This is a genomic window from Humibacter albus DSM 18994, assembly GCF_000421825.1.
Taxonomy (GTDB): domain Bacteria; phylum Actinomycetota; class Actinomycetes; order Actinomycetales; family Microbacteriaceae; genus Humibacter; species Humibacter albus.
Genome location: NZ_ATXT01000014.1, coordinates 348,829 through 373,971, shown reverse-complemented (window position 1 = coordinate 373,971; position 25,143 = coordinate 348,829). Strand labels below are relative to the sequence as shown.

Sequence of the window (25,143 nt, the reverse complement as noted above, 5' to 3'; positions counted from 1 at the left end):
CGAGATCGACCTCCGGCTCACGCCACCGCGAATCCGCTCTCGTCGCCTCCCGTGCTCTCCCGCCAGAGCTGCGTCAACTCCTCCTCGTCGACGAGCTCGGTTGGCCGGATGATCCGATCGTCCGCGACGAAGTAGAACGCGGCATCCACGAGCGAGGGGTCGACGCCCTTCCAGCGCGAGAACGCCAATCGGTAGAGCGCGAGCTGCAACTGTTTGCGTGCCAGGTCGTCGTCGTCCTTCGGCGGCTTGCCGGTCTTCCAGTCCACGATCTCGTAGCGCCCGTCGCGCTCGTACACGGCGTCGATCTTGCAGATCACGAGGTGTCCGTCGAACGGCAGGTGGATCTCCCGTTCCACCTCTACCGGCTGCCGGTCGGCCCACGGCGAGCGCTCGAACGTGCGTTGCAGTTCGGCGAGCCGTTCCCGCTCGACCAGGTCCGCCTCACCTGAGACCGTGGACTCGACGCTCGTACGATCCGGCTCGCCCTCTGCACTCCTCGGCAGCTCGCCGACGACGAACAACTCGTCGTCCAGCTCACCCTCGAACGCATCGATCATCTCGGTGCCACCGGCCACCCCGGCCCGGCGCTCCACCCAGGCGTGGAACAGCGTGCCGAGCCGCGTCGCGCGATAGGGACGCTCCGGCATCGGCCGGCGAAGCTCCGAGGCGACCTCGGCGGGCGAAGAGATGTAGTCCTTGAAGCGGGATGCCGGGATGCGCGTGGGCAGCATCACAGATGATGTCGCCTCGAGCATCCGCTCGCGTTCCGCCAGCAGAAGCTCCACGTCGCGCGCCCACCGTCCCGCGTGCCCCGGCTCGGCCGCGCGCACGCGCTCGGCCGCCGCTTCGACGGCGGGCCGGCGCCCGCCGAGCGGATCCATCGGCCAGCGGATGGGCTCCTTGCCGTCGCCCAGCGGGTTCTCATCGTTCGCCGGTGCAGGCGGCAACGCCGGCACGATGCCCGCCTCGGCCAGCTCCGCCAGGTATCGGCTGGGACGGCGGGGGCGCACCTGGGTCGACCAGAACGATCCGGTGAGCAGCAGCCCGTGCCTGGCCCGTGTCACCGCGACGTACGCCAGCCGCCGCTCCTCGCGCTCATAGTGCTCGGCGACTCGCTGTTTGAACGCGGCGCGGGCATCCTTCACCTCTTTGCGAGTCGTCGCCGTGCGCCACTCGAAGGCGGGCAGTTCGTCCGCATCGCCGCGGAACTCCCACGGCAAGCGTCCGAACCCGAGCCACGCGTTCGTTCCCTCGTTCGGTTTCGACGGCAGCTCATCCTCGACCAGTCGGGGCACCACCACGTGATCCCACTCGAGCCCTTTCGAGCCGTGCACGGTCAGCAGTTGCACGGTGCCGGGCTCCGGCTTCTCCGGTCGGGGCGCGAGCGAGTCGCGTCGCTCGGCCTCGCGCAACCAGCCCAGGAACCCGGGAAGACCCGCCGTCTCGCTCACCGCGAGGTAGTCCGAGAGCGCGTCGAAGAAAGCATCCAGGGCGCCGCGCCCGCCGGTGCGCGTCTCGTTCGCGGCGAGCTCGATGTCGAGGCCGAGCTCGTGCTCCACGAGTGTGACGAAGTCGAGCAATTCGATGCCGCTGCGAGCGCGGAGTCGGGCGAACAGGCTGCCCGCATCGCGCAACCGCGCCAGCCCGAGCGGCGAGATGCCCTCGAGCATGCGGTGCCCGTCGGGCGCGTGCACCACGGCGTCCAGCGCATCGACGATGGATGCCTGTTCACTGTCGATCACGCTGGCTCTGATCGCGGCACGAACCTCAACGTCGATCCGCTGCTGCTTGTAGTCGTGTTCGGCCAGCCAGCGGGCGGCCTGCTTGAGACCGCGCAGGTCGCGCACGCCGATGCGCCACCGCGGACCGGCGAGCAGGCGGATCAGCTCGCTCCCCGCGGTCGGGTCGTCGACCACGCGCAGAGCGCAGACGAGATCGGCGATCTCGGGCTCGGCGAGAAGACCGCCGACGCCGAGCACGTGGTACTTCACGCCGTGCTCGCGCAGCGCCTGAGTGAACACGGCCTGCGTGCTTCGCGAACGGAAGAGCATCGCCGCGCTCGGCACAGCGCGACGACCGTGGGCATCGAGAACGGGGCGGCCGTCGGCATCCAGCACCGGTTCGGCGAGCTTGTCGCGCAGCCAGCGGGCGGCGGCATCCGCCTCCTCCGGCACCGTCTCCGCGAAGACCGACTGCACGGCGCGCTCGCTCGCGGCCGGCGATGGTGTCAGGGCGGCGACCGAGACGCGCGAGCGTGCGGTGAGCGGTTCGACCAGGCGATTGGCGGCATCCAGGATGCGCGTGCCGTTGCGCCAACTCGTGGAAAGCCCGTAGCGCTGCTCCGGAGCCGCGCCGAACTCGGTCACGAACTGATCGAGGTTCGACGCGCTCGCGCCGCGCCATCCGTAGATGGACTGGTGCGGATCACCGACCGCCATCACGGGTCGGCCGCCGAAAAGAGACGCGAGCAGCCTGGTCTGAACGACGGACGTGTCCTGGTATTCGTCGAGCAGCACGACCCGGTGTCGACTTCGGATGCTCTCGGCCACCTGCGGTGCTCCGCGCACGATCTGCAGCGCGAACGCCACCTGGTCGGAGTACTCGACGAGCCCGCGCCGCTCCTTCTCCGCGTCGAAACGGGCGGCCAGATCGAGCAGGACCGGTAGAGTGCCGACGGCTCGCGCGGGCTCGACCACATCTTTCTCATAGGGGCTGCGTCCGCCGTTCGGCAGGTTCTCGATGCTCGCGAACTCGCGCGCCATCGCGGCCACCTCCGACCGATCGGCCGTGTTCTCGTTCAGGGCGTGCGCCAGTTCGAGCACGGCCGCGGTCACCTGGTCGACGGATTTGTCGAGTAGCAGCAGCCGCTCGTCGTCGCTGCCCACGACGATGCTGCGCGCCAGCTGCCAGGCGGATGCCTCGCCGAGCACCGCGCCGTCTCCCTCACGTCCCAGAAGCAGTGCGTTCTCGCGGTACACCTGGTTCGCGAACGCGTTGTAGGTGAGCACCTGGGTCGGTTCGAGCTCGTCCGGCGGCTCGATGATGCCGGCTTCGGCCAGGGCATCGACGCGGTCCCGGATGCGGTCGCGCAGCTCTCCTGCCGCTTTTCGGGTGAACGTGAGACCGAGCACCTCGTGCGGTTTCACGAGCCGGTTGGCGAGCAGCCAGAGCACTCGGAACGCCATGGTCTCCGTCTTGCCGCTGCCGGCACCCGCCACCACGAGGGCGGGCTTCAGGGGCGCCTCGATCACCGCGCGCTGCTGTGCGGTCGGGTGATAGGTCTTCAGAGCGTCGGCGATGGCATCCGCGTCGACCGCGTTCACCACCTCGACATCGACGTCGCCACCGGAAGAGGCACCGCCCCGGGCCTCACCGCCACTCGTCGTCACGACATCTGTCTCAGTCACTGGTCACCGCCCTCACGCGGTGCAGTCGACGCGTCGCCGACTGCCCGCCGTAGTCCTCGACTTCGGCCGTGCCCTCGAACTCGGCCACCGCGATCGCGCGAGCCGCCTGGCGGATGCGCTCGCGGAATCCCTCGAGCCCGTCCTCATCCAACGCGGCCTGCGCAGCCTCCCGGTAGGACTTGTCGCCCACGCCGGCTTTCACGAAGAGCAGCTTCGCGCCCGCCGAACGGTGCGGTGCGAACGCGGCACAGAGGTCATCGAGCTGCCCGGATGCGTAGGCCAGTTGGTAGACGCCGAGCTGCGGCATCTGGGCGATGGTCGCCTCTTTCGTCACGGGCCGGCCCGTCTTGAGGTCGACGATCGTCACGCCGCCGTCGGCGCCCGCCTCGATGCGATCGATCTTGCCGTGCACCTGCGCCCTGCCGACGTCGAGCCGGAATCCCTCCTCCGCTCCGACGACCCTGACGCCCTCGCGCTGCGCATCGGCGAGATACTCCGCCACTCCCTGCACGAGACGGCGGGTCGCGCGCTTCTCCCTGGCATCGATCCACGGCGCCTCGAAAACCAGCTCGTTCCAGCGCGTCTCGACCGCCGCGAAGAGAGCATCGACGTTCGGATCGGTCGCCGTCTCCATCGCCCAGTGCACGAGCGTGCCGATGCCCATCGACGTGCTGGTGGTGGAGCCGGCGACGTCGTCGAGGAACCAGTCCAACGGCGATTCCTCGATCGCCTCGATGCGCGACGGCGAGACCGGGATCGCCTCGTCGTCGTCGAACATCGGCGCCGTGCTCGACGGCGTGGCGAGTCCGTGCCACTCCCCCGGGTGCGCGCCCGTCACCCCTGCCGCCGCGAGTTCGGCGAGAGCGGATGCCGCTTCCGCGGCGGTCGCGCCCGTCGCATCACGCCATGCCGGATCGGCACGCCGCGACGGCGTCGATGCAGAGCGAGTCGCCGCAGGCGCGCCCGTCGCCTCGGCTGCGGTCAGCTCGCGCCGCAGCCGTCCCGTCAGCCCCCGCAGCGTGAACGCGGCGGCACTCGTGTCGACGCTCGGCGTGCCGCGCGGAGCCAGTGAGAACAGCACGCTCGGGAACTCGTCGTCATCGCTGCACGCGGCCAGCACCAGCTGGCGCCTCGCGCGCGAGACCGCCACAGCGAACATGCGCAACTCGTCGGCCTTCACGAGCGCGCGGTGGTCGAGCACGGCATCCGCCTCGCCTCGAGCCGCCCGCACCAGCGAGTCGGTGTTCAGCAGCGTGCCGCGCACGCGCAGGTCGGGCCAGACGCCCTCCTGCAGGCCGGCGACCACCACCACGTCGAACTCCTGGCCCACCACGCCCGACGGCGTCGCGATGAGCACGGAGTCCACCGACCGCGTCGGCGAGAGCGTGTCCTCCGGCACGTCGGCGTCGAGCAGGCGGCTGAGGAAGACGGCGGGCGGCGAATCCGGCTCGCGCTCGCCGAACCGCTTGGCCGCGGTGAGGAGCGCCACCACGCCGTCCAAGTTGTGGTTCGCTTCGGACGCCGCCACGCCAGTCCCCTGTGCAGCGTTCCGCCATCTGGCCGCGACCCCGCTGCGCTCCCACACGGTCCAGAGCAGTTCCTCGATGCCGGCACCCGCACCGGATGCCTGTCGCACCGCGTCCAGGATGCGCGCGAGCCGGTCGGCGTCGCGGGCGATGCGGTGGTCGATGGTCGCGAGCCGGCCCGGCGCCTGAAGCGCTTCGACGAGCAGCGCGTCCGCCCCGCGGTGGCCGCCTCCCGCTACCTCTTCGGTGCGCAGTGCCACACGCAGCCGACGCACGGCGAGCCGGTCGAGTCCCCCGAACGGGCCGATCAGCATGCTCGTCGCCGACTCGATGTCGAGCCGGGATCGCCCGATGCCGACGTCGATGATGTCGAGCAGTGCCCTGGCCGCGGGGTCGTCGCGTAGCGCGATCGCGGCCAATGTCGTGCGCACGGGCACCTCGGCCACTGCCAGCGCCCGCGCCACGCCGTCGATGAGCGCGCCCGAGCGCACGACGACGGCTTGCCGCGACCACGGGATGCCGTCGATGAGGTGGCGTTCCCGCAGCACGCGCGCGATTGCGGTCCACTCCCGCGCGGGCGTCGGCGCCTCGATCGTGAGCAGCGGGTCGAGTTGCTCGTCGGCCTCTCTGGCCGGCAGCGCCCCACGGTGCCCCACGACGCCGGCCGTGCCGATCCGCTCGGTCACGCGACGCGTGAGATCGCGCAGCACGGCGCTCTGGCGGTGGGCGACACGCAATGCGTGGGTGTGCGCCCCGGCGCCGAAGCGCGAGACCACGTCGGCCGAACCTCCGCGGAACACGCTGGTGGAGGCATCCGGGTCGCCGAAGCCCACGACCGTGACGCCTCGCTCGCGCAGCGCCGTCACGAGGGCGAGACCGAGTTCCGTCGCCTCCTGCAGATCGTCGACCGCCACCAGCCGCAGGCGCGCCACCTGCTCGCTCACCTCGCCGCGCTCGATGGCCGCGACCGCGAAGCGCACGAGCTCGGCGGAGTCGAGTTGCTGCGCACGAGCACTCGAGATCGCCGCGAGGTAGTCGTCGATGAAGTCGGCGGCGGCGCTCCACTCGGGATGCTCGTGCTCGCGCGCCAGCGCCCGCATGCTTTCGGGCGTGATCTCGTTCTCGGTGGCGCGCATCATGAGCTCGCGCAGCTCGGTGCGGAACGAACGCAGCCCCCGTACCTGCTCTCCGAGCGGCGCGGGCCACGCCGGGCCCACACCGTCTTCGACGTGCCCGGCGAGGAGGGAAGCCACGTCGGCATCCTGCTCGCTGCCGGTGAGCAGAGTGGGCGGCTCGGAACCCGCGCGGATCGCGGCCTGCGCGACCACATCGAAGGCGAGCGACGACACGGTTCGCGCGAGTGGGCCGTTCACCGCCTCGCCGATGCGCAGGCCGAGCCGGTCGCGCAGCCGGGTGGCGCTCGACCGGTCGAACGTGAGCGCCAGCACCGACTCGGGTGCGAACCCGAGGCGGTGCACCCGGTCGGCGAGCAGCTCGACGAGGGTCGTCGTCTTGCCGGTGCCGGGCGCACCGACGACGAGGGCGGAAGCGGAGGCATCCAGGTGCAGCACGGCCCGCTGCGATGCGTCGAGCACGACCGGCTCGAGGGGGGCGGACCCGGCGGTGTCTCCCGGCCGGGCCGCGGCCGTGGCTGCGGTGCCGGCTTCTGCCGTCGCGGCAGGCACTGCCGCCGGGACCAGCGCGTCCGTCGGGATCAGCGGGCTCTGTTGCATCACGCGGTTCACCTTAGGGGTGGCCGGCGACACTCTCGAGCAGCCCCTCGCTGCGCCCTCTGTTGCGCCGTCAGTGAACGGTCCGCGAACGGCGTGCACCGCTGCCGTAGTGTGACTGACGGATGCCCCGCCGCACCCGGCCGCGCCGGTCACGCACCGCGCGCTGGGGCCGGCACGAGGCATCCGCATGGCACGTCACGTCTCGGAAAGGCCACCTCGTGGAAGTACGCATCGGCATCGTCAACGCACCCCGTGAACTGAACTTCGAGTCGACCCAGTCGTCGGCGGAGGTCGAGGCCGCGGTGAGCGCCGCGCTCGGTTCCGGTGCCGGCACGCTCGAGCTGCGCGACGAACACGGAAGCCTGTTCATCGTGCCCACCGCGGGCATCGCCTACGTGCAGGTGGGCAGCGAGGAATCGCGCCGCGTCGGCTTCGTCGCGTAACCTTGCGCACGGGGGTGCGGTCCGGCGCGGCCGTCCGCACCGTTCGCAGCCCGCACCGACGAAGGCGACGCACATGGAACTGCTGTTCATCACCCTGGCCGGGGCGATCATCGGACTCATCGCCCGCTACACGCTGCCGTACCGTCACTCGCACGGGAGCGTTCTCATCCCCGCCCTCGGCGCTGTGGTGGCCGCGGCCGGCTGGGTGGGACTCACCTGGCTGGGCATGAAGTGGGACGGCGGCTGGATCTGGTGGTTCACGATCATCGGCACCGCCGTGATCAGCGTCGCCGTCGACCTGCTGATCGGTTCACTGCGCACACGCGGTGACGAGAAGCGCTTGCACACGCTGACGCGCACCGGACTCGCGGCCGGCGGAGCCGCGTGACATGAGCCCCGCGGCTGCGAACGGGCTCGGGCCACGTTCGGGTGCGGAATCGCAGGGCGGAGTCCCCGGCGCGCAGATGCCGACCCCGAACATCCCCAACCTCCGCGATATCGGCGGCTACCCGACGACGGACGGTCGTCACGTGCGTCTCGGCCTCGTCTATCGTTCGACGGCGCTCGCTCGTGCCGACGATGCCGACCTCGACGTGCTCGCCGGCTTGGGTCTTCGCACGATCTTCGACCTGCGCACGGCAGCGGAACGCTCGGCGTCGCCCGACCGCTCGCCGCAGGGCGTTCGCGAGATCGACCTCGACGTGCTGGCGGACGAGCCGGAGGCCGCGGCGGCGCACATCCCCGAGTTGACCTCGGACCCGGCGAAGGCCAGCGAGGTGCTCGCGAGCACGGACATCCCGGCGATCTTCGACAACATCTACCGCGGCCTGGTCACGCTTCCGAGCGCTGTCGACTCCTACCGTCGGCTGTTCCTCGCGCTCGCCGAGGAAGGCACGCTCCCCGCGCTGTACCACTGCACGACGGGCAAGGACCGCACCGGCTGGGCGACGGCCGCGCTGCTCACGCTGCTCGGCGTGGCGGAGGACGTCGTGGTCGAGGACTACCTGCGCAGCAACGACTACCTGATGGCCGGACTGCAGCCGATGCTCGACGCGTTCGCCGCCGGCGGTGGCGATGCGGAGCTGCTGAAACCGGTGATCGGAGTGAAGGCCGAGTACCTGCGCAGCGCGCTGGAGATCATGCACGGCCGATACGGCACCGTCGAAGGCTATTTCGCCGACGGCCTGTCGGTGGATGCCTCAGCGCAGCAACGCCTGCGCGAGCTGTTCCTGCACTAGGCGGTGAGCCCGAGCGCGTCCATCCGCCGGGTGTGCGCGCCGATGATCTCGCTGAAGACGGGGTCGATGCGCTCCTCATCGGAGCGCTCGTTGCCCGACAACCGCAGGGCGGAGCGAGCAACCAACAGCGTGTCGCCCACGAGGCGTCGACCCCACATGGCCAGACGCGAGCCGAGGCAGGCATCCGCCTCGATCTCCCGCGAGAGGATGCCCGCGAGCTGTTCGCCCCCGGCCTGCGCGCCGAGCAGGCTCGCCGCGCGCGGTCCCACGTCGCCCGGAAGCCCCTGTGCCAGCCGCATGAAGAAGTCGCTGAGCAGACCGTCGGTCACGTACACGCCCAGCAGGGTCTCCTGCCAATCGCGCCCGATGGTGATCGATTGAAAGCCGTCGATCGCCCGGGCGAACGGCGCCATGACCTCAGCGGGTTCGGCGTCATGGCGCCTGATCTCGGCCGTCACGGCCTGGTGGCGGCTCAGGGCGGCGCCCGCAGTCAAGGCGATGCCCTCCTTGTTCGAGAGCGAGGGCACCTGCTGCACGACGCGGGACAGTGTCTCGAAGGCCTGCAGCTGCAGGTAGGCCACCTGCCCGAGGTAGGGCAAGAGGTCGGGCGCGACCTCGCTCAGGTCGACGCGTACACCGGTCACCTGTTCTCGCCGCGGCGTCAGCTTGGGCGCGTCCACGAGTGCGGGGCGGCGAGAGAACCAGGATGCCACCCGGCAAGTCTAGCGATCGCCGGATGCGGGCCCGTGGATGTTCGATCACACGGCTTGATCGACGATCGGACCGTCGACCCTGTTCCGCCGCGAGCGCACGGCCAGCGCGATCAGGCAGCCGCCGAGCACGACGAGCGCGATCAAGTCCGTGATCATCGCGGTCGCACGGTCGGACGTGAAGGCTCCACCCTCGACGAGGTGTCGGATTCCGTCGAGCCCGAGGAAGATCACGCCACCGGACAGTGCTGCCGGAACGACCCAGGAACGCAGGAACAGGCTGAGGATCCCGATCACGCCGAAGCCGAGGTTGGCGTAACCGAGCTCCGAGATGAACGGGAGAACGGTCGGGTCGGTGGTGCCGAAGATCTGTTCCCCGGTGAACTCCGGGTCGAGGGCTTGCGTCGCGCCGGCCAGCAGCAGCCGCACGCCCACGATCCAGAACGTGAACCATCGCAGGATGAGCGTCAGCAGGTCCCGCGACCGAGGGTTCTCCCGTCTCACCACCCGCTCGATGATGATCGAGACGATCGGTCCCACCACGAAGCACACGACGATAATGACGATGTACAAGGCTTATCCCCCACTGCATCCGATGTTTCTCCGTCGCCGGCGATCGGCAGCGGACCGGGCACGAGACCGGCCCGAGGGTGGTACACCGGTACGATCCCATGCGGCCCTCCGGCACGGCAAGGGCGGGGCCGTGCCACGTTCGGGGCGTAGCGGATCGCGCGGAGGGCGCAGTGGCTCCATGGCCGCCGACGCCGGCACCACGCCGTCCGCTCTCAGCGTCACCGGTAGACTGGTCGGGTCGTCGGCACAGGATCGACGGCATGCGCGCCTGGAGTCGATGCGAAGAACGGGCGCGAACCATCGGGTCGGCCTCGATCCGTACATCCTCTTCCGACAGGCAGTTACAACGTGACGTTCTCAGAATTGAACATCGATGCCGACATGGTGCAGGCTCTCGCCGCACGTGGCATCACCGAACCCTTCCCCATCCAGCAGCAGACCATTCCGCTCGCGCTCAGCGGGCAGGACATCATCGGCCAGGCCAAGACGGGGACCGGCAAGACGTTCGGCTTCGGTCTCCCGGTCATCCAGAGGCTGGGTCTCGACCCCGAGCCCGGCGTGCAGGCGCTGATCGTCGCACCGACGCGTGAGCTCGCCATCCAGGTCGCCGAAGACCTGGAGCTGGCCACCGCCGGCCGCTCCACCACGGTCGCCTCGATTTACGGCGGCAAGGCGTACGAGGGTCAGATCGAGCAGCTCAAGGCGGGGGCCCAGATCGTGGTCGGCACGCCCGGCCGTCTTCTCGACCTCGCCGGCCAGCACCTCCTCGATCTCTCTCGGGTGCGTGAGATGGTGCTCGACGAGGCCGACCGCATGCTCGACCTCGGGTTCCTTCCCGACGTGGAGCGGCTGTTCTCGCTCACGCCGGCTGCCCGGCACACCATGCTCTTCTCGGCCACGATGCCGGCACCGATCGTGGCGCTCGCCCGTCGGTTCATGACACGGCCGATCCACATTCGCGCCTCAGACCCCGACGAGGGCCTCACCCAGGCGAACATCAAGCACGTCATCTACCGGGCGCACGCGCTCGACAAGGACGAGGTGATCGCGCGCATCCTGCAGGCCGAAGGCCGCGGCAAGACGGTGATCTTCACGCGCACCAAGCGCGCCGCCGCGAAGCTCGTCGAAGAACTGAACGACCGCGGCTTCAACGCCGCTGCCGTGCACGGTGACCTCAGCCAGGAGCAGCGCGAGCGCGCGATGAACGCGTTCCGCGCCGGCAAGCGCGACGTGCTCATCGCGACGGATGTCGCCGCTCGCGGCATCGACGTCATCGACGTCACGCACGTGATCAACCACACGATCCCCGAGGACGAGAAGGCGTACCTGCACCGGGTGGGCCGCACCGGACGCGCGGGGCGACAGGGAACGGCCGTCACGTTCGTGGACTGGGATGACCTGCACAAGTGGGCGCTGATCAATCGCGCGCTCGACTTCGGACAGCCGGAGCCGGTGGAGACGTACTCCTCGTCGCCGCACCTGTACGCCGACCTCGAGATCCCCGAGGGTGCGAAAGGAAGGCTCAAGCCGACCCCTCCCGTGAAGTCGGAGCGGGCGCACGGCCGCGCCGAGGGCGGTCGTGGTGCAGGCGAAGGCGCGGAGCGCTCCGGTTCGTCGCGCAACCGCAACCGACGCCGCACGCGCGGCGGGTCCTCGACGACGCAGGGCACGGCATCCGCGTCGGAGGCTCCGGCTTCTGCATCGACGGAGAATGTCGCAACGGGCACGCACGACGGACAGGGCCGCCAGCATCACGACGGCAACACCGCGCCGCAAAGGCGGCGCCGCCGCCGTCGTCCTTCCGGTGGCGGAGGTGCCCCCGCGGCGCAGGCGTAGCAGGGCGGGCGCGGCCGGGCAGGTGCTCAGGCACGCGCAGGCCGGCAGGCAACGTCCGGCACGCGCTCAGCCGGGTATCGCCGGGCGGGTGCCTGGGGCGCCCGGGGTGCTCGACGCCCCTCTCAAACGCCGCGTGCCAGGTACGCGGACTCGTCGAGGATGCGCTCCAGGGCCTGAGGCGACGTCGTGTTCTCCCCCAGTCGGTTCGGCTTGCCCTCACCGTGATGGTCGCTGGAGCCCGTGAGAACGAGGTCGTGTTCAGCGGCGATGCGGCGCAACTCGGCCTTGCCGTCGTCGGTGTTCTCCCTGTGATCGATCTCGAATCCGGCGAGGCCGGAGTCGATCAGCCGCCGCAGGTAGACGTCCTTGATGATCCGGTCTCGACCACGCGTCGCCGGGTGCGCCAGCACGGGCACTCCACCGGCCGCCCTGATCAGCCGCACACCGTCCAACGGGGTCGGCGAGTACAGCGGTTCGTAGTATCCGCCGCGCGGGTGCAGGAGCGTGGCGAAGGCGGCCGAGCGGTCGGGCACGAGCCCCTTCGTGACGAGCGCGTCGGCGATGTGCGGGCGCCCGACCGCCGCGCCGGGGGCGGCGTGCGCGAGCACGTCGTCCCAGGTCAGGTCGAAATCGGCCGACAGCCTCTCCACGATCGACTCCGCCCGGGTGAGGCGGGCGCTGCGGATGCGCTCCAACTCGGCCGTGAGCGGCTCGTCGGCGGGATCGAACAGGTAGCCGAGCATGTGCACGCTCTGCCAGCCGTACCGCGTGGAGAGCTCGATGCCCGGAATGAAGGTGATGCCGATCTCGGATGCCGTCGCCGCGGCATCCGTCCACCCCGCCGTCGTGTCGTGATCGGTCAGCGCGACCGTGCCGAGGCCGACGCCGGCTGCGGAGCGCACCAACTCCTCGGGAGACTGCGTCCCGTCTGACATGCGCGAGTGCGTGTGCAGGTCGATCGGTGCCCTGAAGTCCCGCAGATCGTCGGCCATCGTTCCATCGTATTGCCGTTCGAATCGCGCATACCGGACGATCGACGGCTCCCACTCTGCGATTCGCGCGGCATCGACGACGGAGGGAACGGGTAAGAGAGCGGGACGGCGACGGGCGGCCACGGATCGTTCGGGGCGGCGGAGCACAATAGAGGGATGTCCGACACCGAAATCGTCTCGCAGACCGCGCACGACGCGACGTCCGCGAACACCGCGGCCACAGCATCCGCCGTCGACTCGTCCCGTCCCCGCGCCACCGAGAACCGCTCGACGACGCCGGCATCGTCCGCTTTCGCCGCCTACATCGGCTCGGGATGGGCGGATCGCGATGAGCAGGTCCCGGCGCCTCGCGAGGCGGTGGATTCGGCGGCGGCGCACCGCTCCGCCCTCTCCGCCCGGCACCTCGGCCAGCGCCTCATCGTGCCCGCCGGGCGGCTGAAGCAGCGTTCCAACGACACCGACTATCCGTTCCGGGCCCACTCCGGGTTCACGCAGCTCACCGGCTGGGGATCGGACGCCGAGCCCGGCAGCGTGCTCGTGCTCGAGCCGAAGGACGACGGACACGAGGCGACCCTCTACTTCCGCGAACGTGCTGGGCGAGACTCCGACGAGTTCTACGCCAATCCCGAGATCGGCGAGTTCTGGATCGGACCCCGCCCGTCACTGGCGCAGGTCGCCGGCGACCTCGCTCTGCGCACCCGACACCTCTCGAAGCTCGGCGAGGTGCTCGAGGCCGTCGACACGCGCACCCTGCTCGTGCGCGAGGCAGACGAGCTGCTGACCGCGAGCGTCGACGAGCGGCGCAACGCGCTCGACGCCGATCTCGCTGTCGTGACCGCCCTCGCGGATGCCGACGATGAGCTGGCCAGGAATCTCTCGGAGCTGCGCCTCACCAAGAACGCGTGGGAAGTCGGCGAGCTGCGGCGTGCGATCGACGCCACCGCCGCGGGATTCGACGACATCGTGCGCGAGCTTCCGCGCACCGCCGCTCACCGCCGCGGCGAGCGCGTGATCGAGGGCGTCTTCAACGCTCGCGCCCGACTGGAGGGCAACGCCGTCGGCTACGACACGATCGCCGCATCGGGAGAGCACGCGTGCATCCTGCACTGGACGCGCAACAACGGAGAGGTGCGCGAGGGCGACCTGGTCCTGATCGACGCCGGCGTGGAGGTCGACAGTCTCTACACCGCCGACATCACGCGCACGCTGCCGGTGAGCGGCCGGTTCACGGCGACGCAGCGGCAGGTGTACGAGGCGGTGCGCGAGGCGGCCGACGCCGCGTTCGCGATCGTGCGTCCCGGCATCCGTTTCCGCCAGGTTCACGCCACCGCCATGGAGGTGATCGCCCAGCACGTCGCGCGATGGGGCATGCTGCCGGTCAGCGTCGAGGAGGCGCTACAGGCCGATCAGCAGCAGCACCGTCGCTACATGGTGCACGGCACGAGCCATCATCTCGGGCTCGACGTGCACGACTGCGCGCAGGCGCGCCGCGAGTTCTACCTCGACGGCGTTGTGGAGGCGGGCATGACGTTCACGATCGAGCCGGGCCTCTACTTCCAGCCGGACGATCTCACGGTGCCCGAGGAGTTCCGGGGCATCGGCGTGCGCATCGAAGACGACATCCTGGTCACCGACTCGGGCGCCGAGAACCTGTCGATCGCCATCCCGCGCACGGCCGACGACGTCGAGGCTTGGATCGAGCGCGTGCGCAACTGAGCCTGCAGCGCGTGCGCAACTGAGCCTCCAGAGCGAGACCGGGCCGGTCCGGTGCGCTACTCGTCCGTCGGCGGTTGCGGTGCGCGTTGCCCGTACCGGGGTGGCTCGACCGGCTGCGCCGTCCGCTCTCCATACCGAGGCGGCGCCGCCTGGGAGGTGCGCTCGCCGTAGCGAGGAGGCTCTTGACCGCCGGGCGCGCGGCTCGGGTCGCCGTTCTCGCCCACGTCGCCGTTGGCGCCCGCACCGCCATCGCCCGGCTGCGTCGGCGGGTTCTGCGTCGGCGGATTCTGCGCGGGCGGCATCGCCGGCGGCGGCTCGGACGGATGCCGTTGCGGTGGAACGAAGGATGCCCCGGCATCGTGCACGCCGGCGCCCTCGTTCCCGAGCAGGTTGCGTGCGCGGTTCGCCAGGTCGGGATCCACGACGATCGAGTAGCTCGTGGCAAGCACCTGCGTCATCGAGGTGTAGTCCCGGCGGCGGCGCGTGATGGCGTACGAGACGAGACCGAAGAGCATCCCGAATCCCGCTCCGAGCAGCAGGGCTGCCAGCAGCACGCCGTAGCTCATGGTCGGGTTGAAGATCATCAGGAGCAGGCCGAAGAAGATGCCGAGCCAGATGCCGGATGCCGCGCCCGCCGCCGCCACCCGGCCCCACGTCAGCTTGCCGGTCACCCGCTCCACGGTCTTGAGGTCGCTGCCCACGATGGAGACCTGCGCGACCGGGAAGTCGGCCCTCGCGAGCACGTCAACGGCTCCCTGCGCGTCGAGGTAGGTCTCGAACGTCGCGACGACCTCACCGCGCGGCACCGTCGGCATGACCTGGCGCTGACGCCCGCCGAACGGGCTCTGGCTGCTCATCGCCTCATTGTCGCACGCACGCGTGTGCCCGCACCCAGGGGCCGCCGCGCCCCGCGAGCGCCGCGCCCCGTTAAGGTTTAGTTGTGAGTGCAGCACGCGTGTTCGTGGCCCGGCTCGCCGGGTGCACGGTGTTCGACCCCGCGGGGGACCGCGTGGGCAAGGTGCGCGACGTGCTCGTGGTCTATCGCCACAGCGATCCCCCGCGCGTCGTCGGACTGGTCGTCGAGATCCCGGGCAAACGCCGCGTCTTCGTCTCGATCGGGCGGGTGACCAGCATCGGCGCGGGCCAGATCATCACGACGGGTCTCATCAACGTTCGCCGGTTCGAGCAACGGGGCGGTGAGGTGCGGGTGATCGCGGAGATCCTCGGCCGCACCGTCGTCTTCCGCGACGGCTCGGGACCCGCGACCATCGAGGACGTCGCCATCGAACAGGCCTCGACCGGCGAATGGTCGGTGTCGCAGCTCTTCGTGCGCCGTCCGAAGACCTCTCCCTCGCCCTTCGCGAAGGGCGCCACGCTCTTCGCGACTTGGGACCAGGTGCGCGAGCGCGCGGCGAAGGGCGAGGCGCAGTCCGCCGAGCAGCTCATCGCCACCTACTCCGACCTGAAGCCGGCCGACCTCGCCAGCACCCTCCTCGATTTGCCGGACCAACGGCGGCTGGAGGTGGCCGGGGAGTTGCCGGACGACCGTCTCGCCGACGTGCTCGAAGAGATGCCCGAAGCCGAGCAGGTGGAGATCCTCACCGGCCTCGGCGACAATCGCGCGGCCGACGTGCTCGACCAGATGCAGCCCGATGACGCCGCCGACCTCATTGCGCAGCTGCCCGGCGATCGCGCCGAGCACCTGCTGGGGCTGATGGAGCCTGAGGAAGCCGACGACGTGCGACTCCTGCTGCGCTACGAGCCCGACACCGCCGGCGGCCTCATGACGACCGAACCCGTCATCCTCTCGGCGGATGCGACGGTGGCGGAGGGACTGGCGCTCATCCGCCGTCAGGATCTCGCGCCCGCGCTCGGCGCCGCCGTGTGCATCACGCTGCCGCCGTACGAGCCGCCGACGGGCCGGTTCCTCGGCATGGTGCACTTCCAGCGCATGCTGCGCTATCCGCCGCACGAACGCCTCGGCACCATCATCGACCAGAGCCTGGAACCCGTCACGGCGACGGCGCCGGCGGAAGACGTGTCGCGCATCCTCGCCAGCTATGACCTGGTGTCGGTGCCGGTCGTCGACGACAACTACCGGCTCGTCGGGGTGGTGACCATTGACGACATCCTCGACTACCTGCTTCCCGAAGACTGGCGAAGTCACGACGACGAACCGCCCACCGCGCAGAACGCGACGGACGACGAACGCAACAACACGGGAAAGAGGGTGAGCAATGGCACGAGCTGACAAGGCCGTCGCACGGCTGGATGCCCCGAAGGGCCTGCGAACGCGCGTCCTGCGCCTGGGCGGTGACCGAGACCGGTTCGGCCGTTTCACCGAGGCGTTCGCGCGGGCGATGGGCACGCCGTGGTTCCTGCTCGGCATGACGATCTTCTGCATCTTCTGGCTGGCCTACAACACGTGGGCTCCGACGAGCCTCCAGTTCGACCCGCGGGCGCTGAACTTCACTCTGCTCACGCTCATCCTGTCGCTCCAGGCGTCGTACGCGGCACCGATGATCCTGCTCGCGCAGAACCGCCAGGACGACCGGGACCGAGTGCAGATCGAACAGGACAGACAGCGCGCGGAGCGCAATCTCGCCGACACGGAGTACCTCGCTCGCGAGGTGGTCGCGCTGCGCCTGGCGGTGAAGGACATGGCGTCGAAGGACTTCATCCGCGCTGAGCTGCGCTCTCTTCTCGACGAGCTCGAGCGGGACCGGGACGAGCGATCCCCGGGCAGCGGCGACGACGCTGCGACGCTGCGACCGGAGGCGTCGCGTGGTTGATGCCGAGGGCATCCGTGCCGCGCTGAGCGGCGTCATCGATCCGGAGATCCGGCGCCCGATCACCGAGCTCGACATGGTGGATGAGATCAGCGTCGACGCCGCCGGTCGCGCCTTCGTGCGCATCAAGCTGACGATCGTCGGATGCCCCGCCGCCGCCAGGATCGAGAGCGACGTCCGCGAGGCCGTCACCTCCGTGCCCGACGTGGACGGGTTGGATCTCGAGGTCTCCGTGATGTCGCCGGCGGAGCGCAGCGCGCTCACCGAGCGCCTGCGCGGAGCGCGCAAGCGCGCGAATCAGTTCACCGCCGCCTCGCCCACGCGGGTCTACGCCGTCACGAGCGGCAAGGGCGGCGTCGGCAAGTCGACGGTCACCGCCAACCTCGCCGTCGCGCTCGCGCAGCAGGGGCTGAAGGTCGGTCTCGTCGATGCCGACGTGTACGGCTTCTCCATTCCGGGCATCCTCGGGCTGGTGCACGACGGCGTGACGCAGCAGCCAACGCGCGTCGACGACATGATCCTGCCGCCGATCGCCTACGACGTGAAGGTCATCTCGATCGGCATGTTCCTCGACCCGTCTCGGGGCCAGGGAGCCGGCACGGCTGTCGCGTGGCGCGGACCCATGCTGCACCGCACGATCTCGCAGTTCCTCACCGATGTCTTCTTCGACGACCTCGACGTGCTGCTGCTCGACCTGCCGCCCGGCACCGGCGACGTCGCGATCTCGGTCGGGCAGCTGCTGCCCGGCGCCGACGTGCTCGTCATCACGACACCGCAGCCCGCAGCGGCCGACGTGGCCGTACGCAGCGGGGTGGTCGCCCGCCAGACGGGGCAGCAGGTCTTCGGCGTCATCGAGAACATGGCGGGCCTGCCGCAGCCCGACGGAACCGTGCTTGACCTGTTCGGCTCGGGCGGCGGTGCCGAAGTGGCGGCGCGTCTGACCGAGGGAATGGATGATCCGGTGCCGCTCCTCGCGTCCGTCCCGCTGAGCGTCGCGCTGCGCTCCGGCGGCGACACCGGCGAGCCCATCGTGGTCTCGGATCCCGACGACCCGGCCGCCGTCGCGATCCGCTCGGTTGCCGAGCGCATCGCCTCGCGGCCGCGCAAGCGCACCGGTCGCGCCCTGAACCTGAACCGGCTCTAGGCATCCAGTCGCTGGCTACGGCGGCTCAGCGCGGCTCGACCACCCGCGCGAGCAGCTCGGTGAGCAGCCGTTCGGTGAGCGGATGCGGCAGCGCCTCGATCAGCGCCAGGAACGGTGCCATCCGCTCCGGCAGGGCGCCGTCGGCACTGTCGAGCAGGCCGAGCGCGCCCAGCAGCGTCGCCGCCGTCTGCGAGTCGAGAGCGCCGGCGCTGGGACCCGTCTCGCCCGAGAGCGCGGCCGGGCCGCCGGGCAGTGCCGCACCGCCACCGGGCAGCGCGCCGAGCACGTCGGCGCCGGAGACCGCGGGGATGCCTCGCACGGCATCCGCCGCACCGACCAGTACCGGAACGAGCTCGCCGAGCCCGTCTTCGGTGACGGGCGTCACGGTGAGGTGCGTGGTGTGCGGCAGACGCACCCCGTTCTCCTGCACGATCCCGGGCTGCTGCTGCAGCACCCAGCCGCGTGCGCGGGCGGCGTCGGCCCAGTGGTGCGGGTCCACCCTGCGGTCCTCGGCGACGGATTCGTCCGTCGCCACCGCGAAGAGCGGCCCGACCGGGTCGCCGACGACGCGCAGCCCCTCGATGCGCTCCACGGTCTGAAGAAGCACCCGCGTCGCCCGAAGGGACTTGTCGGCGAGGCGCGCGAACCCGTTCTTTCCGAGCACCTGGATGATGGCCCACGCGGCCGCGAGCGCGCCGGCGGGCTTCGAGCCGAGCAATGTCGGATTCACCACCGGGTAACCCGGCCAGTCGGTGGTCGCGAAGTACTGCGCGCGGTGACGGTCGCGGCCACGGTGCAGGAGCACGCTCACCCCTTTGGGCGCGTATCCGTACTTGTGCAGATCGGCCGACAGGCTCGTCACGCCGGGTACGCGCAGATCCCACGGTGGCAGAACGGCGCCGTCGTCGTCACTCCAGAACGGGAGGATCCAGCCGCCGATGCAGGCGTCAACGTGACACGCGACACCGGCCTGAGCGCACGCAGCGGCCACCTCACCGATCGGATCGAGTGCGGCGAACGGGTAGGACGGCGCCGACACCACGACGAGCGCCACGTCCTGGCCCAGCCGGTCGACGATCGCCGAGGCCTCCACCGTGCCGCTCAGGGGAGACACGGGTACACCGTCGAAGTGCACGTCGAAGAGCTTGGCCGCTTTGCGGAACGCTGCGTGCACCGTGACCGGCGCCACGAGGCGCGGCGTGCCCATACCACCCGAAGCGCGCCACAGATCGCGCGCCGTCTTCACGGCGAGCAGGCAGGATTCCGTCCCGCCCGAGGTCACCGAGCCGACGACGTCGTCACCGGTGCGGTCCGAAGCAGGATCGCCGCCCAGCAGCAGGCGCGCGAATTCCACCACCTCACGTTCCAGAGCGGCGACCGACGTGAACGTGGTGGGATCCAGCCCGTTGACCGGTTGCATCTCACGAGCGGCCGCGGCCGCGAGCTCATCCAGGTCCGGCCTGCCGGAGTCGTACACGTACGAGAGCACATGTCCGCCGTGCGTCGGAGCATCCGCCGCACGGAGCGCCCGCAACCGCGCGAGCACCTCGTCGTGCGTCGCCGTCCCGGGATTCACGCCGCGGTCCGCCTCGCCGTCGTCCGCACCGTCACTGCTCATCCAGTTCCTCCTTGCGCAACCGATACCGCAGTAGCGGCACCAGACTCACTGCCACCAGCACCGCCGGAACGATGCTGAAGCTCAAGACGATCCCGGCGACCGCGAGCGGAGGCTGCGAGACCGACTCCGTTCCCGTGCTCGCCAGGTAACCGGTCGCCGCCAGCACGATCGAGAGCACGGTGGCGCCGAGAGCCATGCCGGTGGTCTCACCCGCCGTCCACATGCCGCCGAAGATGCCGGCCCTTCCCGGCCCGTTCTCTCGAGCGTCGTGCGAGATCACATCGGGCAGCATCGCCATCGGCAGCGATTGCATGCCCGCGTAACCGGCGCCGCAGAGCGCGACGGGCAGGTAGACCCATGCGCCGGGCATCCAGAGCAGCAGAAGCATCGAGAGCGCCGCGATTCCGAACAGGATGCTCGCCAGCAGGAACCCGCGCTCCTTGCCGATCCGCCGCGCGGCCACGCCCCACAGCGGCGTCACGAGCAGCGCGGGACCGATCAGCGCGACGAACAGGAACGTCACGGCATCGGAGGAGTGCAGAACGTGCTTCGCGACATAGTTCGCCGCCGCCAGCATCTCGCCCGTCGCCACCGCCTGCAGCAGGTAGGCGAGGAGCAGCGCGCGGAACGGCTGGCTCGTGCGCAACGCACGGATGCCCGTGGCGTAATGCCGCACGATCGAGGTGCGCGCGGGGACGGGCATCCCCGTCACGCCCTTCGGGGCGACGAACGACGACACGACCATGCCGACGCCGATCACGACGCCGGCCACGACGGCCATCACCAGGTAACCGAAGTACGGATCCCGGGGGAACGCGTCGCGCAGCGCTGGACCGCCGGCGCCGAAGAGCAGGATGGCGAACGTGAGCACGACGACGCGCCAGGTGAGCAGCCTGGTCCGCTGGTCGTAGTCGGAGGCGAGCTCGGCCGGAAGTGCGATGTACGGCACCTGGAACAGGCTGAACGCGGTGGCCGTGAGCATGAAGGCCAGGAACACCCAGACACCGGCGAGCCCCGGCGCGGTGCCTGCGGGGACCGCGAACGTCAGCATGAAGAAGAGCGGCAGCCCGATGCCGCCGGTGATCATCAGCGGTCGGCGGGTGCCGCGGTGCCCCAGCTGCCGGTCGCTGAGCGACCCGATAACCGGGTCGATGATGACGTCCCACACCTTCGCGGCCGTCACCAGGATCCCCGCTGCGAGGGCGGCCACCCCGAGCGTGTCGGTGAGGTAGAAGACGAGGACGAGTCCGGGCAGCGTGGCGAATCCGCCCGTGCCCAGCGACCCGACGGCATAGCGCGCCACGGTGGGGCCGGGCAGCGCCGTTCGGGCGGGCGACGATCGCCTCGTTGCGGTCACCCGGGCATCCTATCGGCATGCCGTGAGGCGAATCGAACGCGCACCGGCGACGCGGGTCGGGCGGTGCTGCGACCTGCGCCGCTTCGGCCTACGTCGCTTCGGTGTCGTACGGCGGCAGCGCGCCCTCGTCGAGCCGCGCCGTCTTCGCCGGTCTGCTCAGCGTGGGTGCTGGCTCGTCGTCGAGCAGGGCATCGCGGATGATGCGGCGCGGGTCGTACTGCCGAGGGTCGAGCTTGTGCCAGTCGACGTCCTCGAACTCGGGTCCGAGCTCTTCGCGCATCTTCTCTTGCGCGTTGTTGGCCATGTTGCGCAGATTGCGCGCCCATTGCCCCAGCTGCGCGGCATATCTCGGCAGCCGATTGGGGCCGATGAGAAGGATGGCGATCACCGCGATGATCACCAATTTCTCCATGGTCAAACCGAACACCCGTACAGAGTAACCCGCCGAACTGCATGCGGGTGCCCGTCGTGCGCATCTCGTTACCTGAAAACGATGCCACTCGCACGTTCGCTCCGCGCGGTGCGGCGCGAGGACCGGCCCCGTCGACTGCGTATTCTTGACGCCGAGGAAGGAACGCTGTGTCACATCACGATCAGAACTGGAAGTTCGCGACCGACATCGTCTCGGAGCCCGAGACGATCCAGGCGGCACGAGCCCAGTCCCTCGAGCTGGGCGTCGAACCCGTCTCGGCCGCCATCGGGGCGCAGTCCTCCGTGATCGCCGCGGCGTCGCACGCCACGAGCATCCTCGAGGTGGGCACCGGCGTCGGCGTCTCGGGGCTGTGGCTCCTGCGCGGGGCGGCCAACGCGACGCTGACCTCCATCGACATGGAGGCCGACCATCTGCACCACGCGCGCTCCAACTTCTCCGAAGCCGGCGTTCTGCCGTCGAAGGTGCGGCTGATCACGGGGCGCGCGCGCGACGTGCTCCCCCGCATGAACGAGAACGCCTACGACGTCGTCTTCGTCGACGCCGATCCGGCCGGAGTGATCGAATACGTGGAGCACGGGCTGCGCCTGGCCAGGCCGGGCGGCACGGTGCTCGTCGCACACGCCCTGTGGAAGGGTCGCGTCGCCGATCCCGCCCAGCGCGACGAGGTCACCACCGGGTTCCGCACGCTCGTCACGGAGATCGCGGCCTCACCGGCCGTGGTCAGCGCCCTCAGCACCGTGGGCGACGGCCTGCTGCAGATCACGAAGCTCGGCGAGTAGCCCGGACCGAGGGTCACGCGGACGCGCCCGAACCGGGCCTCACGCGAACCGGGCCTCACGCGAACCGGTACTCACGCGAACCGGTACTCACGCGAACCGGTACTCACGCGAAAGAGAGCGGATGCCCCAGGGCATCCGCTCTCTTTGCGCATTGTGCTTGGTCGTGCTTCAGCTACCCGTGATGACGGTGCCGAGCACGTCGTGAAGCTCCTGGGCCTCGGCGTCATTGACCGAGACGACGAGCCGGCCTCCACCTTCGAGAGGAACGCGCACAATGATGAGACGCCCCTCCTTCACAGCCTCCATGGGTCCGTCTCCGGTTCTCGGCTTCATGGCCGCCATGTAGCTCCCCTTTCAGTGGATGTTGCTTTCCATTATCCGTCATCCGGCGACCGGCGGGGAAATCGCCTCCGTCACCCCGGGCAACGATCGTCCCTGATCGGGGCGCGGTTCCGGTCCCGTTCGCGATCCGGTCAGGGCCGGTTCAGGGCCCGACCGGAGGCCGTCCGCCGTTCACCGTGGCCACATCACGGCGGGGTCCAGTCCGCCCCGTCGACGCCCCACGCGATCAGCAGCCAGCCCCACTGCAGCGCGATCGCGACGATGACGACGGCCGCGCGGTAGAGCCGGCTGCGCGGCTGCGCGATCGAGCCGAGCATCGGTGCGAGCGGCATCAGGATGCGGAAGGTGCTGGACTGCGGAAAGAACACGGCGAGCAGGTAGAGCGCGTACGCCGCGCACCACAGTCGGAGGTCGACACCGAGACGGCGCACCGACGGCATGAACATCCACAGGGCGAACAGGGCGATCAGCAGCAGCAGTGTGAGGTATCCGAGTCCCGGCAAGACGCCGAGCCAGAGCGCGAACCACCAGTGCGCAGCCTGGATCCAGGAGGTGAACGGCACGAGCGACACGTACCCGATGTAGTCGGCCCGCCAGGCGAGTTCCGTGGCCGTGTACGCGTCGGGCACCCCGGTCACCACCCCGGCGATCACGGGCCATGCCACACCGGCGAGGCCCGCCACGATCGTCACGGTGACGGATGCCACGCGCTCGCGAACAGAGAATGCGTCGCGCCGGCGAACCGCCCACCGATAGATCACATGCAGTCCCATGGCGAGCGCGAAGGCGAGCCCGCTGGGACGCACGAACGCCGCGACGACGACGGGCACGAGCATCCACCAGTACCGCCGTCTCATCAGCAGGTACAGCGACACGAGCAGCAGGAAGAGGTACATCGACTCGGCGTAGGCGAGCTGGAACAGCGCCGACGTGGGCGCCACGCAGAACAGCACGACGGCGAAGAGCGACGTCGAGCCGGGAAGACGCAGCGCCATGATGCGGTAGAAGACGAGCGCGGCGGCCAGACCGAAGCCGAACGACACGAGCACCGCCGCCGGGGACCACGGCAGGAACGTGAGCGTCATCACGACCTTCACGAGGAACGGGTACGCCGGTAGGAACGCCCACGCGTTCTGCTCGACGTGTCCGTTCGTTCCGATCGGCAGCGTCGACGGGTAGCCGGACTCGGCGACGATGTCGTACCAGCGGCCGTCCCAGATGGACGCGAAGTCGAAGTATCCCGGCGAGGCGCCCGTCCACGGGTTCGGCCCCTGCACGCTCGCCAGCACGAGGAGCATCACGGTGGTGATCAGGCGCGCCAGCAGGTAGACGACGATGACCTTCGCCCACCACGGCGTCAGCCGGTAGCGCGTCCGCAGGCCGGCCGGCAACATCCGCGAGGATGCCGTCCGCCGCGTGCCCGCTCCCGTCGTCACGCCGTGAGCCAGCGGCGCAGGCCCTGCTCGCAGGCGACGATCTCGCTCAGCGCGACGCGCTCGTCGTCGGCATGCGCCTTCGTCGGGTCGCCCGGTCCGTAGTTGACCGCCGGGATGCCGAGCGCAGCGAAGCGCGCGACGTCCGTCCAGCCGTACTTCGGCCGGGCCACCGCGCCGACCGAGTCGAGGAACTCGCGGGCGAACGGGGTGTCGAGCCCGGGACGAGCGCCCTCGGCGAGGTCGGCAACGGTCACGTCGAAGCCGTCGAACACGTCGTTCACGTGCTCGATCGCCTCGTGTCCGGAGCGGCTCGGCGCGAACCGGTAGTTCACATGCACGACGCACTCGTCGGGAATGACATTGGTCGCCACTCCCCCGCGGATCAGCACCGCGTTCAGCGCTTCGCGGTACACGAGCCCGTCGACCTCGACCTCGCGCGCCTCGTAGCCCGAGAGCCGCTGCAGGATCGGTGCGGCGTGGTGGATGGCGTTGTCGCCGGCCCACGGGCGAGCCGAGTGCGCGCGCACGCCGGTGGTGCGAACATCCACTCGAAGGGTGCCGTTGCAACCGCCCTCCACCTGCGCCTGGCTGGGCTCGCCCAGGATCGCGAAGTCCGCCCGCAAGAGCTCGGGCCGGTCGACGGAGAGGCGGCGCAGCCCGTTGAGCTCGGAGGCCACCTCTTCGTTGTCGTACCAGAGCCAGGTGATGTCGTAGCGCGGGTCGCTCAGCGCTGCCGCCGCGACCAGCTGCACCGCGACGCCCGCCTTCATGTCGACGGTGCCCCGGCCCCACAGGTAGTCGACACCGCCGATCGTCTCGAACCGCGCGGGCAGATTGTCGTTCACGGGCACGGTGTCGATGTGGCCGGCGATCGCCACGCGCGTCGCCCTCCCGAGGGTCGTGCGTGCGATGACGTTGTTGCCGACGCGCGTCACCGTCAGGTGCGGGAGCGCACGCACGGCCTGCTCGACGGCATCCGCCAGGGCACGCTCATTCCCCGAGACCGATTCGATGTCGCAGAGAGCACGAGTGAGTTCGACCGGGCCGGCCGTGAGGTCCAGAAGCACCCTA

General features: G+C 70.2%; 21 protein-coding genes. 9 read left to right on the top strand and 12 right to left on the bottom strand.

The features are described 5' to 3' along the window. Positions 1 to 17: 17 nt before the first annotated feature. Both H623_RS0109160 and H623_RS18880 read right to left on the bottom strand, forming a co-directional pair. Positions 18 to 3,326: an ATP-dependent helicase gene (locus H623_RS0109160; protein WP_026940160.1), complete on the bottom strand. Its 3,309-nt coding sequence runs from the start codon at positions 3,324 to 3,326 to the stop codon at positions 18 to 20. Between the two features lie 73 nt (positions 3,327 to 3,399). Next, positions 3,400 to 6,666 (bottom strand): ATP-dependent helicase, encoded by a 3,267-nt coding sequence (locus H623_RS18880; protein ID WP_084485859.1) that lies wholly within the window; start codon positions 6,664 to 6,666, stop codon positions 3,400 to 3,402. 218 nt (positions 6,667 to 6,884) lie between these two features. Here H623_RS18880 and H623_RS0109150 point away from each other — a divergent pair, with 218 nt between their 5' ends. The 3 genes from H623_RS0109150 to H623_RS0109140 all read left to right on the top strand — a co-directional run bounded on the left by H623_RS0109150 (position 6,885) and on the right by H623_RS0109140 (position 8,347). Continuing rightward, complete coding sequence (locus H623_RS0109150) at positions 6,885 to 7,109, top strand: DUF3107 domain-containing protein (protein ID WP_022900640.1); 225 nt, start codon at positions 6,885 to 6,887, stop codon at positions 7,107 to 7,109. A gap of 73 nt (positions 7,110 to 7,182) precedes the next feature. After that, the gene (locus H623_RS0109145) at positions 7,183 to 7,497 is read left to right on the top strand and encodes a hypothetical protein (RefSeq protein WP_022900639.1); all 315 of its coding nucleotides are present in this window, start codon (positions 7,183 to 7,185) and stop codon (positions 7,495 to 7,497) included. 1 nt (position 7,498) lies between these two features. Next, a complete protein-coding gene (locus tag H623_RS0109140) occupies positions 7,499 to 8,347 on the top strand; it encodes a tyrosine-protein phosphatase (protein ID WP_022900638.1) in 849 nt (282 codons plus the stop codon). Here H623_RS0109140 and H623_RS0109135 read toward each other — a convergent pair. Both H623_RS0109135 and H623_RS18875 read right to left on the bottom strand, forming a co-directional pair. Then, positions 8,344 to 9,060 carry a ferritin-like fold-containing protein gene (locus H623_RS0109135; RefSeq protein ID WP_022900637.1) on the bottom strand — a complete coding sequence of 239 codons (717 nt, stop codon included), beginning with the start codon at positions 9,058 to 9,060 and terminating at the stop codon, positions 8,344 to 8,346. The genes H623_RS0109140 and H623_RS0109135 overlap by 4 nt on opposite strands. 45 nt (positions 9,061 to 9,105) lie before the next feature. Continuing rightward, on the bottom strand, positions 9,106 to 9,630 hold the full coding sequence (locus H623_RS18875) for a DUF6790 family protein (RefSeq protein WP_022900636.1): 525 nt from the start codon (positions 9,628 to 9,630) through the stop codon (positions 9,106 to 9,108). Between the two features lie 348 nt (positions 9,631 to 9,978). Here H623_RS18875 and H623_RS0109125 point away from each other — a divergent pair, with 348 nt between their 5' ends. Next, positions 9,979 to 11,466: a DEAD/DEAH box helicase gene (locus H623_RS0109125; protein WP_022900635.1), complete on the top strand. Its 1,488-nt coding sequence runs from the start codon at positions 9,979 to 9,981 to the stop codon at positions 11,464 to 11,466. Between the two features lie 122 nt (positions 11,467 to 11,588). On the opposite strand, the gene H623_RS0109120 is transcribed toward H623_RS0109125, so the two are convergent. Further along, positions 11,589 to 12,458 (bottom strand): PHP domain-containing protein, encoded by an 870-nt coding sequence (locus tag H623_RS0109120; RefSeq protein WP_026940158.1) that lies wholly within the window; start codon positions 12,456 to 12,458, stop codon positions 11,589 to 11,591. A 156-nt stretch (positions 12,459 to 12,614) separates the two neighbouring features. On the opposite strand from H623_RS0109120, the gene H623_RS18870 reads away from it, so the two are divergent. After that, complete coding sequence (locus H623_RS18870) at positions 12,615 to 14,174, top strand: aminopeptidase P family protein (RefSeq protein WP_022900633.1); 1,560 nt, start codon at positions 12,615 to 12,617, stop codon at positions 14,172 to 14,174. Positions 14,175 to 14,230: 56 nt separating this feature from the next. Here the strand turns inward: H623_RS18870 and H623_RS18865 are convergent, their stop codons facing one another. After that, positions 14,231 to 15,031 (bottom strand): YflT domain-containing protein, encoded by an 801-nt coding sequence (locus tag H623_RS18865; RefSeq protein ID WP_245558962.1) that lies wholly within the window; start codon positions 15,029 to 15,031, stop codon positions 14,231 to 14,233. 83 nt (positions 15,032 to 15,114) lie between these two features. Here H623_RS18865 and H623_RS0109105 point away from each other — a divergent pair, with 83 nt between their 5' ends. The 3 genes from H623_RS0109105 to H623_RS0109095 are packed head-to-tail and all read left to right on the top strand — an operon-like array spanning position 15,115 to position 18,107. Next, positions 15,115 to 16,425, top strand: coding sequence for a magnesium transporter MgtE N-terminal domain-containing protein (locus H623_RS0109105; RefSeq protein WP_022900632.1), 1,311 nt, complete (start codon positions 15,115 to 15,117; stop codon positions 16,423 to 16,425). Then, a complete protein-coding gene (locus H623_RS18860) occupies positions 16,412 to 16,966 on the top strand; it encodes a DUF1003 domain-containing protein (protein WP_022900631.1) in 555 nt (184 codons plus the stop codon). Before H623_RS0109105 ends, H623_RS18860 begins: the two co-directional genes overlap by 14 nt. Further along, positions 16,959 to 18,107, top strand: coding sequence for a P-loop NTPase (locus H623_RS0109095; protein ID WP_022900630.1), 1,149 nt, complete (start codon positions 16,959 to 16,961; stop codon positions 18,105 to 18,107). Before H623_RS18860 ends, H623_RS0109095 begins: the two co-directional genes overlap by 8 nt. Positions 18,108 to 18,132: 25 nt before the next feature. Here H623_RS0109095 and H623_RS0109090 read toward each other — a convergent pair whose 3' ends face one another. The 3 genes from H623_RS0109090 to H623_RS0109080 all read right to left on the bottom strand — a co-directional run bounded on the left by H623_RS0109090 (position 18,133) and on the right by H623_RS0109080 (position 21,494). Further along, positions 18,133 to 19,725, bottom strand: a complete 1,593-nt coding sequence (locus tag H623_RS0109090) for a pyridoxal phosphate-dependent decarboxylase family protein (RefSeq protein ID WP_022900629.1) — start codon at positions 19,723 to 19,725, stop codon at positions 18,133 to 18,135. After that, complete coding sequence (locus H623_RS0109085) at positions 19,715 to 21,082, bottom strand: MFS transporter (RefSeq protein WP_022900628.1); 1,368 nt, start codon at positions 21,080 to 21,082, stop codon at positions 19,715 to 19,717. The genes H623_RS0109090 and H623_RS0109085 overlap by 11 nt, the downstream gene beginning before the upstream one ends. An 88-nt stretch (positions 21,083 to 21,170) precedes the next feature. Continuing rightward, the gene (locus H623_RS0109080) at positions 21,171 to 21,494 is read right to left on the bottom strand and encodes a twin-arginine translocase TatA/TatE family subunit (RefSeq protein WP_245558961.1); all 324 of its coding nucleotides are present in this window, start codon (positions 21,492 to 21,494) and stop codon (positions 21,171 to 21,173) included. A gap of 167 nt (positions 21,495 to 21,661) precedes the next feature. Between H623_RS0109080 and H623_RS0109075 the strand changes: the two genes are divergently transcribed. Next, positions 21,662 to 22,294 (top strand): O-methyltransferase, encoded by a 633-nt coding sequence (locus H623_RS0109075; protein WP_022900626.1) that lies wholly within the window; start codon positions 21,662 to 21,664, stop codon positions 22,292 to 22,294. A 168-nt stretch (positions 22,295 to 22,462) separates the two neighbouring features. Here the strand turns inward: H623_RS0109075 and H623_RS21425 are convergent, their stop codons facing one another. The 3 genes from H623_RS21425 to dapE all read right to left on the bottom strand — a co-directional run bounded on the left by H623_RS21425 (position 22,463) and on the right by dapE (position 25,139). Next, positions 22,463 to 22,636: a DUF3117 domain-containing protein gene (locus H623_RS21425; protein WP_022900625.1), complete on the bottom strand. Its 174-nt coding sequence runs from the start codon at positions 22,634 to 22,636 to the stop codon at positions 22,463 to 22,465. Positions 22,637 to 22,821: 185 nt separating this feature from the next. Then, entirely contained in the window at positions 22,822 to 24,072 is a 1,251-nt protein-coding gene (locus H623_RS0109065) for a hypothetical protein (RefSeq protein ID WP_245558960.1), read from the bottom strand. Further along, a complete protein-coding gene (gene dapE, locus H623_RS0109060; protein WP_022900623.1) occupies positions 24,069 to 25,139 on the bottom strand; it encodes a succinyl-diaminopimelate desuccinylase in 1,071 nt (356 codons plus the stop codon). The genes H623_RS0109065 and dapE overlap by 4 nt, the downstream gene beginning before the upstream one ends. Between the last annotated feature and the right edge of the window lie 4 nt (positions 25,140 to 25,143).

Bases quoted from the DNA above. Each gene is read 5' to 3' on its own strand.
- H623_RS18880 (WP_084485859.1), bottom strand. From the start codon at position 6,666: ATGCAACAGAGCCCGCTGATCCCGACGGACGCGCTGGTCCCGGCGGCA.
- H623_RS0109145 (WP_022900639.1), top strand. From the start codon at position 7,183: ATGGAACTGCTGTTCATCACCCTGGCCGGGGCGATCATCGGACTCATC.
- H623_RS0109140 (WP_022900638.1), top strand. From the start codon at position 7,499: ATGAGCCCCGCGGCTGCGAACGGGCTCGGGCCACGTTCGGGTGCGGAA.
- H623_RS0109120 (WP_026940158.1), bottom strand. From the start codon at position 12,458: ATGGCCGACGATCTGCGGGACTTCAGGGCACCGATCGACCTGCACACG.
- H623_RS18870 (WP_022900633.1), top strand. From the start codon at position 12,615: ATGTCCGACACCGAAATCGTCTCGCAGACCGCGCACGACGCGACGTCC.
- H623_RS18865 (WP_245558962.1), bottom strand. From the start codon at position 15,031: ATGAGCAGCCAGAGCCCGTTCGGCGGGCGTCAGCGCCAGGTCATGCCG.
- H623_RS18860 (WP_022900631.1), top strand. From the start codon at position 16,412: ATGGCACGAGCTGACAAGGCCGTCGCACGGCTGGATGCCCCGAAGGGC.
- H623_RS0109090 (WP_022900629.1), bottom strand. From the start codon at position 19,725: ATGAGCAGTGACGGTGCGGACGACGGCGAGGCGGACCGCGGCGTGAAT.
- H623_RS0109080 (WP_245558961.1), bottom strand. From the start codon at position 21,494: ATGGAGAAATTGGTGATCATCGCGGTGATCGCCATCCTTCTCATCGGC.
- H623_RS21425 (WP_022900625.1), bottom strand. From the start codon at position 22,636: ATGGCGGCCATGAAGCCGAGAACCGGAGACGGACCCATGGAGGCTGTG.